This window comes from Pseudomonas sp. 10S4 (genome assembly GCF_034344865.1).
Taxonomy (GTDB): Bacteria; Pseudomonadota; Gammaproteobacteria; order Pseudomonadales; family Pseudomonadaceae; genus Aquipseudomonas.
In genome coordinates this window covers 3127985-3140193 of record NZ_CP133774.1, presented here as the reverse complement: position 1 = coordinate 3140193, position 12209 = coordinate 3127985, and the positions used below count along the sequence as shown (strand labels likewise).

Here is a 12209-nt window from a genome sequence, read left to right as displayed (position 1 = left end):
TTCGCTCAAGCCACCCGCTACTCAATCCCCACCTGATTACGCCCATTGTTCTTCGCCAGATACAGCCCCTTGTCCGCCGCCGAGATCAATTGCCGGCAATCGCTGCCCTGTTGCGGGGTGATGGTCGACAGGCCAATGCTGATGGTCAGGTTCGACCCTTCCACCGGGAACACATGCGGAATCTTCAGCGCCGCGACCGTCTGACGGAGTTTTTCCGCCACCAGCCGCGCGCCGCCCGGCGAGGTATTGGGCAACACCAGCGCAAATTCTTCGCCACCATAACGGGCCGGCAAGTCCGAAGGCCGGGCGCTGGCGTCGCGAATCGCCGTGGCGACTTTACGCAGGGCTTCGTCGCCTTCCAGGTGGCCGAAGCTGTCGTTGTAGGACTTGAAGTAGTCCACATCGATCATCAACAGCGACAGTTGAGTCTGGTCTCGCAGGGAACGGCGCCACTCCAGTTCCAGGTATTCGTCGAAGTGCCGGCGGTTCGACAGGCCGGTCAGGCCGTCGGAGTTCATCAGGCGTTGCAGCACCAGGTTGGTGTCGAGCAACTGCTGCTGGCTGACACGCAATGCGCGGTAAGCCGCGTCGCGCTGCAACAAAGTCATGTAGGAGCGTGAGTGATAGCGGATGCGCGCCACCAGCTCAATGTTGTCCGGCAGCTTCACCAGGTAATCGTTGGCCCCGGCCGCGAACGCCGCGCTTTTGATCAGCGGGTCTTCCTTGGTCGACAGGACGATGATCGGAATGTCCTTGGTCGCCGGGTGATTGCGGTATTCGCGCACCAGGCTCAAGCCGTCGAGGCCGGGCATCACCAGATCCTGAAGGATCACCGTCGGCTTGATCCGAATCGCCTGGGCGATGGCCTGGTGCGGGTCGGCGCAGAAGTGGAAGTCGATGTTTTCCTGATTCGCCAGACCGCGCCGAACGGCCTCGCCGATCATCGCCTGATCGTCCACCAACAACACCATCGCGGCGTTTTCGTCGGTTTTGAAGTCGTCGAGCTGTAAGTCATTCATGTGCGGTCACCTGAGTACTACTTGGGCCAGGATTGCTGTGAAAAGCCTTCATTTTGGGAAAATCTCCAGCAATCGTGGCGCTATCTTGTCCAGTGGGCGAATTTCCACGGCGGCGTCGATGGCCGCAGCCGCTTTCGGCATGCCGTACACCGCACTGCTGTTCTGGTCCTGAGCGATGGTCAGGTAGCCCTGTTGGCGCATGAGTTTAAGCCCCTGCGCACCATCGCGGCCCATGCCGGTCAGCAAAACGCCCACGGCGTCGCCGTTCCAGTAACTGGCCACACTCTCGAAAAACACATCGATCGAGGGCCGGTAAATCTCGTTGACCGGTTCGGCGGTGTAGGCCAGCGTCCCGTTTTTCAACAAGCGAATATGGTGGTTGGTTCCGGCCAGCAACACCGTGCCGGCCTGCGGCGACTCGCCTTCATGAGCCAGGCGCACGTTGAGGCCGCTGGCACTGCTGAGCCATTCGGCCATGCCAGCGGCGAACACCTGGTCCACGTGCTGCACCAACACGATGGCCGCCGAAAAATCCCGCGGCAGGCCCTTGAGCAAGATTTCCAGCGCCGCCGGCCCGCCCGCAGACGAACCGATGGCGACCAGTTTTTGCCGGGAGCCCGAGTGGCGCAACGGGCTCGGCGCCGAGCGCACCCGGTTACCCTTGTCGCCGATCAGCCAGCCAATGTTCAAAATCTTGCGCAGCAACGGCGCCGCCGCCTCTGCGGCATTGCCGGCACCGATGGCCGGCGTATCGACCACGTCCAGCGCGCCGTGGCCCATGGCTTCGAATACCCGGTGCACGTTCTGCTGGCGGTCGATGGTGACAATCACGATCGCGCACGGGGTTTCGGCCATGATTCGCCGGGTCGCCTCCACGCCATCCATCACCGGCATGATCAGGTCCATCAGGATCAGGTCCGGGGTGTACTCGGCGCAACGTTGCACCGCCTCGGCCCCGTTGCTGGCCACCCAAATCACCTGATGTGCCGGCTCGAATGCCAAGGCTCGGCGCAGAGCCTCTACCGCCAGGGGCATGTCGTTGACGATAGCGATTTTCATGCCCGTGCTCCTCCGATGAGCTCAACCACTGCATCAAGCAGGGCATCGTCATGAAAACTGGCTTTGGCTAAATAATAGTCGGCTCCGGCGTCCAGTCCACGACGACGGTCTTCTTCACGATCCTTGTAGGACACCACCATAACCGGCAACGATTGCAAACGGTTGTCCCGGCGCAATAAAGACACCAGTTCGATGCCGTCCATGCGCGGCATATCGATGTCGGTGATCAACAGATCGAAATCCTCCGAACGCAGGGCGTTCCAGCCATCCATACCGTCCACCGCCACGGCCACGTCGTAGCCGCGATTGAGCAGCAGCTTGCGCTGCAACTCGCGAACGGTCAGGGAATCGTCCACCACCAGAATCCGCTTGCGCGCCACTTCTGCGACCTGGTTGCTGTGCCGGGCAATGCGTTCCAGACGCCCGGTGTTGAGCAGTTTGTCCACCGAGCGCAGCATGTCTTCGACATCAACGATCAACACCACCGAACCGTCGTCGAGCAACGCCCCGGCGGAAATGTCCTGAATCTTGCCCAGCCGCTCATCCAGCGGCAATACGACCAAGGTCCGCTCGCCAATAAAGCGTTCGACCGCCACGCCATAGATCGCATCGCGCTCGCGAATCACCACGACCTTGAGGGTTTGCTGGCTGTTCTGGCTCGCCGGGCGCTGCAACAACTGACTGGCCGCGACCAGCCCGACATGCCGGCCTTCGTACCAGAAGTGCTGGCGGCCTTCGAGCTGGACGATGTCTTCGGGTTCCAGGTCGCACATCCGCTCGATGTGCGCCAACGGGAAGGCATAGGCCTCGTCGCCGACTTCGACCACCAGGCTGCGGACCACCGACAGGGTCAGCGGCACTTCCAGATGGAAGCGGCTGCCCTCGCCCGCCGTCTGCTCCAGCACCACCGCGCCGCGCAACTGCCGGACCATGTGCTGAACCGCGTCCAGCCCGACGCCGCGCCCGGAGACTTCGCTGACCTTGTCCCGCAGGCTGAAACCCGGCAGGAACAGGAACGTCAGCAGCTCCTCTTCGCTTAACTGCGCAGCGGTTTCGGTCGGGGACAACTGCCGCTCAATGATGCTGCGACGGACTTTTTCCAGGTCAACGCCATTGCCGTCGTCACTCAGCTCCAGCACCAGCAGACCGGCCTGATGGGAGGCACGCAGACGGATCAAACCCTCCGCCGGCTTCCCCGCCAGCAGCCGTTGTTCCGGGGTTTCGATGCCATGGTCCACAGCGTTGCGCAGCAAGTGCGTCAACGGCGCTTCGAGTTTTTCCAGGACGTCGCGGTCGACCTGAGTCTTCTCGCCTTCGATCTCCAGGCGAACCTGTTTGCCCAGGTCGCGACCGAGGTCTCGGACCATCCGCACCTGCCCGGTCAGCACGTCGGCAAACGGTCGCATGCGACAGGCCAGAGCCGTGTCGTACAACACTTGGGCGCGTTGACTGGCATGCCAGGCGAATTCATCGAGTTCGGCGTTTTTTTCCACCAACAGTTGCTGGGATTCAGTCAGCAGTCGGCGGGCATCCTCAAGAGCCTCTTGGGCTTCCAGGCTCAAGGCATGATCCTTGAGGTGGACATTGAGGTTTTCCAAGGCCCGCAAGCCGTTGCTCTGCATGCGTTTGAGGCGCTGCATGGTGGCCAGGTGCGGTTTGAGCCGCAGGGTTTCCACCAGGGATTTGCTCGACAGGTCGAGCAGGCTGTTCAGCCGTTCGGCGGTGACCCGCAGCACGCGCTCACCGTTTTCGGTGGTGCGTTTGGCCTTGCGTGGCGGCTCGGCGGGCGCGACGGCCAGCGGTTCGACGACCGGGGCGATCGGCTCGACGGTTGGTGGCTCCAACTGAAGCTCGGCCATAAACGGCGCAATCGGCGTGCTGATCGGCGGCGCCAGTGCCATCGGGTCGAGCAATCGCCCCATCAGCGCTACATAGGCATCAATTTCCACCGCCGACGGTGTATTGCTCGGCGTCGCGATACGCATCAACAGGTCAGTGCCCTGCAACAACGCGTCGATATGCTCGGGCCGCAGATAGAGGCGCCCTTCCTGAGCGCTGACCAGGCAATCCTCCATCACGTGAGACACGCTGACCCCGGCATCCACGCCGACAATCCGCGCCGCGCCCTTGAGCGAGTGGGCCGCGCGCATGCACGATTCCAGGTGATCGGCCTGGGTCGGATCGCGCTCCAGGGCCAACAGGCCGGCGCTCAGCACCTGGGTCTGGGCCTCGGCTTCGAGGCTGAACAGTTCCAGCAAAGAGGCGTCGCGCATTTGCTCGGGGGTCATGTGAGGCTCCGGGTCACGGCGGACAGCAGCTGTTCTTCATCCAGCCAACGCAGGCTGCGACCTTTGAATTGCAACACGCCACGGGTGTACTTGGCGCTGGCCTGGGTCCCGGATTGCGACGCGGCATCGAGGATGCGTTCGTCGATGGCGTGAATCCCGTCCACTTCGTCGACCGGCACCACCACCGGGCCACCCCGGGCGGCGATGATCAACATCCGCGGCATTACCCGCGCACCGGAAGACACATTGTTGGTGGCGTCGAGCCCCAGCAATTCCACCAGCGACAGGCACGCCACCAAAGCCCCGCGCACATTCGCCACGCCGAGCAAAGCCCGGGAGCGCTGGTGCGGCAAGGAGTGAATGGTTTGCAGCGGCGCCACTTCAACCAGACTGCGAGTGGCCAGGCCCAGCCATTCTTCGCCGAGGCGGAACATCAGCAGCGAACGGGTTTTGACGTCGGTTTCGACCACCGTCAACACCTGCTCGCGATCTTCCTGCTGCAAGGCGTAACGGTCGAGCAAGCGGGTGGCGGCGGCCGAATACACCGCGCAATTTCGACAGTGAATATGCTCGCTCAGCAGCGGGCAGGACTTGTCGCCGTGGATACCGATGCGGTTCCAGCAGTCGTCGATGGCCTGGGCATCTTCATGGGTGACGCTCAAGGTGTCGGAGACGCTCATCGTTTACGCTCACTGTCGGCGGCACGCTCGCTGCGGGCGGCACGTTCCTGCAATCGTCTGGCGCCCGCGGTGTCGCCCAGCGATTGCAGCAAGGCAGCCAGGTGCATCAAGGCATCGGGGTGTTGCGGTTCGAGGTACAACGCCTTGCGATAGAAACCCTGGGCTTCAAGCGCACGGCCGGCAACATCGCTGAGCAGTCCCAGCCAATAAAATACTTGGGCGACCGGTTCGTGGCTGCGCAGATAACTTTCACACGCGGCACGGGCCTCGGCACTTTTGCCTTCGTTGGCCAGGGCGGCGATGTTCGCCAGCAGCGTCGCGGCGTCGGGATTGGCCGTTTTCACGGTATTGGGCAGCGGTGCGACATTAGCGAACGGACGGCTGCGTACTGGTGGCGGGATCACGCTGCGCACCGGTTGACGCACCGGCAGCGCAGTTGGAGCGAAGGCCGGAAAAGGCTCGGGCTCCGGCGCGCTTTGGCGGCTGAAGGCAAACGACTGCGGGATGCCGATCGAGCGCATGCCGAAACGTCCGAGCAAGCTGCCTTCGGCCGGGCCGATAAACAGCACGCCGTCCACATGGGTCAGGCGTTTGAGCACTTCGAAGACTTGTTGCTGGGTCGGCTGGTCGAAATAGATCAGCAGGTTGCGACAGAACACAAAATCATAGGGCGGTTCGCTGGCCAGCAAGGCCGGATCGAGCAAATTGCCGACCTGCAAGCGGACTTGTTCCAGCACCCGCTCGCTGAGTCGATAGCCTTCGTCTTCGGCGCTGAAATGCCGCTCGCGATACGCGATGTCCTGACCACGAAAGGAGTTCTTGAAATACAACGCGCGCTTGGCCTTCTCCACCGAAAGCGGACTGACATCCATGCCTTCGACCTTGAATTGATGAGGTTTGAGGCCTGCATCCAGCAGCGCCATGGCAATCGAGTACGGCTCTTCGCCGGTGGAGCACGGCAGACTGAGAATCCGCAGGGCGCGCATATTGTTGAGGTCGGCCAGACGTTTGGCCGCCAGTTTCGCCAGGGTGGCGAAGGATTCCGGGTAACGGAAAAACCAGGTCTCCGGGACGATCACCCCTTCGATCAGCGCCTGTTGCTCGTCCCGCGAGCCTTGCAAAGTCTGCCAGTACTCGTCGGCCGTCAGCGCATAGGCTGCCGTCATGCGCTGACGCACGGCACGCTCAATGATGGCCGGCCCCACTGAGGCGACATCGAGGCCGATGCGATCCTTGAGAAAATCGAAAAACCGCTGATCGCTGCTCATGGCCGCTCCTCAAGGAGGTCCAGAGGCTGCGACGGAAACAGCAGCGCCCGGACTTGATCATCGAGCAGATCGGCAACCCTGACCCATTGCAGCAAGCCTTGAGCATCCTTGCGCACCGGACCGAGGTACGGCGCCTGGCGGTTGTCCAGGCCATAAGGCTGAAAATCCGCCGGGTTGCAGCGCACGGTATCGGTAGCCTGTTCCAGGATCAGACCGAGCAATCGCGCAGGCGTGGTTTCATCCGGTCGGTAGTGCACCAGCACCAGCCGCGTGCTGGTGCGGGCCTGCGCCGGTTGGCCGAAGGTCAGTGCACTGAGGTCGATCACCGGCACCACTGCACCGCGATAGGCGAATACTCCGGCGACCCAGGCCGGGGCCTGGGCAATCGGCTTCAACGGCAGGCGCGGCAGCACTTCGGCTACCTCAATGGCTTGCAGTGCGTAACGCTCGTTACCGACGCGAAACACCAGGAAAAGCGCCTGTCTGGCCGGTGCCACGGCAGTGCGTTTGGCCGTGAGTTCGCTCATCAGACTTTGAATCGCGAGACGCCACCACGCAGCCCGACGGCCACCTGGCTCAGTTCGTCAATGGCGAAACTGGCCTGGCGCAAGGACTCGACGGTCTGGCTGCTGGCATCGCCCAATTGCACCAGCGCATGGTTGATCTGTTCGGCGCCGGTGGCCTGGGCCTGCATGCCTTCATTGACCATCAACACTCGCGGCGCCAGCGCCTGAACCTGATGGATGATCTGCGACAGCTGCTCACCGACCTGCTGCACTTCGGACATGCCGCGACGCACTTCTTCGGAGAACTTATCCATACCCATAACCCCGGCCGACACCGCCGACTGAATCTCGCGGACCATCTGCTCGATGTCATACGTGGCGACGGCGGTCTGGTCCGCCAGACGTCGCACTTCGGTGGCGACCACGGCAAAACCGCGACCGTACTCACCGGCCTTCTCGGCCTCGATGGCCGCGTTCAACGACAGCAGGTTGGTCTGGTCAGCGACCTTGACGATGGTCACGACCACTTGGTTGATGTTGCCGGCCTTCTCGTTGAGGATCGCCAGTTTGGCGTTGACCAGATCGGCCGCGCCCATCACCGAGTGCATGGTGTCTTCCATCCGCGCCAGGCCTTGCTGCCCGGAACCGGCCAGCACCGAGGCCTGATCGGCGGCCGTGGAGACTTCTGTCATGGTGCGCACCAGGTCACGGGACGTGGCGGCGATTTCACGGGACGTCGCACCGATTTCAGTGGTGGTGGCGGCAGTTTCGGTGGCGGTGGCTTGTTGTTGCTTGGAGGTGGCGGCGATTTCAGTGACCGAGGTGGTGACCTGCACCGACGAACGCTGAGCCTGGGACACCAGCGAGGTCAGATCGGTCATCATGTCGTTGAAGCCGGTTTGCACCGCGCCGAACTCGTCCTTGCGATCAAGGTTCAGGCGGCTGCTGAGGTCACCGGTACGCATGATTTCGAGGATCTGCACGATGCGGCTCATTGGTGCCGTGATCGCGCGCATCAGTAGCAGGCCACAGAGACCGGCGGCGAGAATCGCGACCAGCAAAGAGAGGCCCATGCTGATTTTTGCCGCGGTCACCGCTTGGCGGATTGCCTCGGTGGCGCCAGCGGTCTGATCACGATTGCGATCAATCACAATACTCAACTGCTTGCGGCCATCGCCCCACGCGGGTGTCAACTCCTGCTCCAGCGCAATGCGGGCCTGTTCGTACTGTTTGTGCTGATACAGATCGACGACTTTATTCAACACCTGATTGAACGCTTTATGGCGAACTTCGAATGCGTCGTAATCGGCCTGATCCCCGGCATCGAAGATGGTTTTCCGATAGTTTTCCATCTCCGCTTCGAGGCGCGCTTCGTAGCTCCTGTACAGTTCCAGGTCAGCGGCAGTCATGTCTCGATGTTCAGAGAGGCCAACGATCCGCTGGGTCAGGACGTAGCTGTCGACCCAGGCGCTGCGAATCATCGAACTGTAATACACCCCCGGCGCTGCATCCGTTCGGACCGTTTCCTCGCTGGACTCAATCTTCAGCAGACTGGAGAACGAGACCATGACCATCAGCAGCATGATGGCAATAATGACCGCAAAGCTCGCCAAGATGCGTTGGCGCAACGTCCAGTTCTTCACAGTATGTCCTCGGGGCCATTTTCAAATGCTGGGGAGTATAGCTGAGGGCGGTGTTTCATTTATAAGACGGATGCCCGCCGCCCCACGTCCCGATGGCAAAAAGCAGGGACGGGCTCTGGAATGGGACTTTCCGCCAGATGGGGTGAGGCTTGCCAGTGGTGATTTGGTAGAAATGGACCGTGGATTGGTCATTAGGTGATGTGAAGAAGCTATCGCGAGCAGGCTCGCTCCCACATTTGATCGGGTCGTACGCAGAGGCTGTGTACGCAGCAAATCCCTGTGGGAGCGAGCCTGCTCGCGATGGCGGTTTGGGGGCTTACATCGAAGCCTGGCGCACCTGTTTCTCCAGCTCAGCCTTCAACCCCGGCTCCAGCTTCAACTGCCGTGCCAGTTCATCGAGGTAGGACTTTTCCATGAAGCTCTCCTCATCCACCAGCATCACACTGGCGATATACATCTCGGCGGCCATTTCCGGAGTGCTGGCGGCGCGGGCGACGTCGCTTGGGTCGAGGGGCTTGTTGAGTTCGGTGTGCAGCCAGTGCTGCAGTTCCTGGTCGTTATCGAGCTTGGTGAATTCACCTTCGATCAATGCGCGCTCACGCTCATCGACGTGGCCATCGGCTTTGGCCGCGGCTACCAGCGCCTTGAGAATCGCCTGGCTGTGTTGTTCAACCTGCGCCGCCGGCAAGCGGTCGATGGTTTGCGGCTCAGCCTTCGGTGCCGTGCCCTGCTGGGCTTGCCAGTTGCCAAAAGCCTTGTAGGCAATCACGCCCAACGCCGCGAGACCGCCATAGGTCAGGACCTTGCCGCCGACACTGCGACCCTTCTTGCTACCGAGCAACAGGCCCATTGCACCGGCCGCCAAAGCACCGCCCCCCGCCCCCGAGAGCAAGCTGCCGAGGCCGCCCGAGCCACCGCTGCCGCCAAGCAAACCACCCAATCCACCGCCGGATGACTTGTTCTGATGACCGCCGGCCTTGTCCTTCAACAGGTCCTGGCCGGATTTGAGTAGCTGATCGAGCAATCCACGGGTGTTCATTTGCTGCCTCCACGAATTCGGGATAACCGGATAATTCAGGCCCTCAGCCTAGATCGAAAGTGCCCGGTGCCTGCCCGCGAGAGTGCTTCCAGATGTTGCTCGGCCCTTGCGACTCGCCGAGGCGTCAGGCTGGGCCATCGATTAAAAAGATATACACTCGAACAAATCTATAAAAACCGCCCACCGGGTACTGTTCCCATGATGACTTTGCGTCAGATCCGTCATTTCATCGCTGTGGCCGAGACCGGTTCGATCTCCGCCGCCGCGCAAACCGCGTTTATTTCCCAGTCCACCCTGACTCTGGCGATCCAGCAACTGGAGCAGGAAATCGGCGTCAGCCTGTTCAACCGCCACGCCAAGGGCATGACCCTGACCCACCAGGGCCATCAATTCCTGCGCCAGGCGCACTTGATTCTGGCAACCGTGGACAACGCCAAGCGCAGCCTTCAGCAAAGCACCGACCAAGTGGCCGGGCAGTTGATCGTCGGCGTGACCAGCCTCGTTGCCGGTTATTACCTGGCGGATCTGCTCACCCGATTCCAGCGCGCCTACCCCAACGTCGAGATTCGGGTGATGGAGGATGAGCGCCCTTACATCGAGCATTTGCTGGTCAGCGGCGAGATTGATGTCGGCGTGCTGATCCTTTCCAATCTCGAAGACCGCCACGCCTTGCAGACCGAAGTGCTGACCCACTCGCCCCACCGCTTGTGGCTGCCGGCGCAGCATCCGTTGCTGGAACACGACAGCATCAACCTCGCTGACGTGGCCCGCGAACCGCTGATTCAGTTGAACGTCGATGAAATGGACCGCAACGCCCAGCGCATGTGGTCAGCAGCCTCGCTGCAACCGCGCATCACCCTCAAAACTGCGTCGACGGAAGCCGTGCGAAGCCTGGTGGCGGCGGGACTGGGCGTGTCGATCCAGCCCGACATGACCTACCGCCCCTGGTCACTGGAGGGCGACATCATCGAAGCCCGGCCGATTGCCGACCTCAGCCAGACCCTCGACGTCGGCCTGGCCTGGCGTCGCGGCACCGCCCGGCCGGCGCTGGTCGACCCGTTCCTGACCGTCGCCCGGGAACAACCCCACGGCGGGCGCAAGCCATCTATTTAATCGAACGCCACCTTCAGTATTTAGTATTTGTCGACCTCGGGCCCGCGCACTAGTCTTGTGACATCGACATAAGACGGCCGTGCCCCAGTCGCTGGGAGCACCATGGCCACACAAGAAAAGAGAACCCGAAAAATGGCTGGCGCGCAGACCCCGTTGTTCACCGCGTTGTTGATCGATGGCGAATTGGTCGCGGGCCAGGGCTTTGTCGAACCGATCCTCAACCCGGCCACCGGCGAAGTACTGACCCACATCGCCGAAGCCAGCACCGAGCAAGTCGAAGCTGCGATCCTCGCCGCCCACCGCGCCTTCGCCAGTTGGTCGCGCACCACGCCGCAGCAACGTTCGAATCTGTTGCTGGACATCGCCAACGCCATCGAAAAAAACGCCGACCTGCTCGCCCGCCTCGAATCCCTGAACTGCGGCAAGCCGTTGCACTTGGCCCGTCAGGACGACCTGAGCGCCACAGTCGATGTGTTCCGTTTCTTCGCTGGCGCCGTGCGCTGCCAGACCGGTCAGCTCAGCGGCGAATACCTGCCGGGTTACACCAGCATGGTCCGCCGCGATCCTATCGGGGTCGTCGCGTCCATCGCGCCGTGGAACTACCCGATCATGATGGCCGCGTGGAAAATCGCCCCGGCCCTGGCCGCCGGCAACACCCTGGTATTCAAGCCCTCCGAACATACGCCGCTGTCGATCCTCGCCCTGGCGCCAGCGCTGGCCGAAATCCTGCCGCGCGGGGTGATCAACATCATCTGCGGTGGAGGTGAAGGCGTTGGCAGCCATTTGGTCAGCCACCCGAAAGTGCGGCTGGCTGCGCACCGGCGATATCGTCACCGTGGCAAAAAATCCTCCAGGCCGCGGCGAAAACCCTCAAACGCACGCACCTCGAACTCGGCGGAAAAGCCCCGGTGATCGTCTGCAACGACGCGGACATTCAAGCGGTAGTCGACGGTGTGCGCACCTACGGCTATTACAACGGCGGCCAGGACTGCACCGCCGCGTGCCGGATTTATGCACAAGCCGGGATTCATGACCGCTTGGTAGCCGAACTTGGCGCAGCCGTCAGCAGCCTGCGCTTCGCCGGTAAACGCGACGCCGACAATGAAATCGGCCCGCTGATCAGCACCCGCCAGCGCGACCGCGTGGCCAGTTTCGTCGAGCGCGCCCTCGGCCAGCCGCACATCGAACGCGTTACTGGCGCGGCCGTGCATTCCGGCGCCGGCTTCTATTACCAGCCGACGCTGCTGGCCGGCTGCAAACAGAGCGATGAAATCGTCCAGCGCGAAGTGTTCGGGCCGGTGGTCACCGTGACCCGTTTTGATGAACTGGCACAAGCCGTGGACTGGGCTAACGACTCGGAATACGGCCTCGCCTCTTCGGTCTGGACCCAGAACCTCGACAAAGCCATGCAGGTCGCGGCGCGCCTTCAGTACGGCTGCACCTGGATCAACAGCCATTTCATGCTGGTCAGCGAAATGCCCCATGGCGGCCTGAAACGTTCGGGCTACGGCAAAGACTTATCCAGCGATTCGCTTCAGGACTACAGCGTGGTGCGGCACATCATGGCCCGCCACGGCCAGCATCTCTGACTACG

The 12209-nt window shown here is 62.0% G+C and carries 9 protein-coding genes and 1 pseudogene; 2 read left to right on the top strand and 8 right to left on the bottom strand.

What is annotated here, in order from left to right:
- Nucleotides 1-17: 17 nt before the first annotated feature.
- From RHM58_RS14370 to RHM58_RS14335, 8 genes are all read right to left on the bottom strand, one after another.
- Complete coding sequence (locus tag RHM58_RS14370) at nt 18-1019, bottom strand: response regulator (RefSeq protein ID WP_201200968.1); 1002 nt, start codon at nt 1017-1019, stop codon at nt 18-20.
- A 48-nt stretch (nt 1020-1067) separates the two neighbouring features.
- A complete protein-coding gene (locus RHM58_RS14365; RefSeq protein ID WP_322270613.1) occupies nt 1068-2078 on the bottom strand; it encodes a chemotaxis response regulator protein-glutamate methylesterase in 1011 nt (336 codons plus the stop codon).
- Nucleotides 2075-4366, bottom strand: coding sequence for a hybrid sensor histidine kinase/response regulator (locus RHM58_RS14360; protein ID WP_201200966.1), 2292 nt, complete (start codon nt 4364-4366; stop codon nt 2075-2077). Before RHM58_RS14360 ends, RHM58_RS14365 begins: the two co-directional genes overlap by 4 nt.
- Complete coding sequence (locus tag RHM58_RS14355) at nt 4363-5046, bottom strand: chemotaxis protein CheW (RefSeq protein ID WP_322270612.1); 684 nt, start codon at nt 5044-5046, stop codon at nt 4363-4365. The genes RHM58_RS14360 and RHM58_RS14355 overlap by 4 nt, the downstream gene beginning before the upstream one ends.
- Entirely contained in the window at nt 5043-6314 is a 1272-nt protein-coding gene (locus RHM58_RS14350; RefSeq protein ID WP_201200964.1) for a CheR family methyltransferase, read from the bottom strand. The genes RHM58_RS14355 and RHM58_RS14350 overlap by 4 nt, the downstream gene beginning before the upstream one ends.
- The gene (locus RHM58_RS14345; RefSeq protein ID WP_201200963.1) at nt 6311-6841 is read right to left on the bottom strand and encodes a chemotaxis protein CheW; all 531 of its coding nucleotides are present in this window, start codon (nt 6839-6841) and stop codon (nt 6311-6313) included. The genes RHM58_RS14350 and RHM58_RS14345 overlap by 4 nt, the downstream gene beginning before the upstream one ends.
- Nucleotides 6841-8463 (bottom strand): methyl-accepting chemotaxis protein, encoded by a 1623-nt coding sequence (locus RHM58_RS14340; protein ID WP_322270611.1) that lies wholly within the window; start codon nt 8461-8463, stop codon nt 6841-6843. The genes RHM58_RS14345 and RHM58_RS14340 overlap by 1 nt, the downstream gene beginning before the upstream one ends.
- Before the next feature lie 316 nt (nt 8464-8779).
- Nucleotides 8780-9502, bottom strand: a complete 723-nt coding sequence (locus tag RHM58_RS14335) for a tellurite resistance TerB family protein (protein ID WP_201256217.1) — start codon at nt 9500-9502, stop codon at nt 8780-8782.
- A gap of 198 nt (nt 9503-9700) precedes the next feature.
- Between RHM58_RS14335 and RHM58_RS14330 the strand changes: the two genes are divergently transcribed.
- Both RHM58_RS14330 and RHM58_RS14325 read left to right on the top strand, forming a co-directional pair.
- Entirely contained in the window at nt 9701-10615 is a 915-nt protein-coding gene (locus RHM58_RS14330) for a LysR family transcriptional regulator (RefSeq protein WP_201195580.1), read from the top strand.
- A gap of 132 nt (nt 10616-10747) precedes the next feature.
- Nucleotides 10748-12204, top strand: a pseudogene (locus RHM58_RS14325) (gamma-aminobutyraldehyde dehydrogenase).
- Nucleotides 12205-12209: the final 5 nt, after the last annotated feature.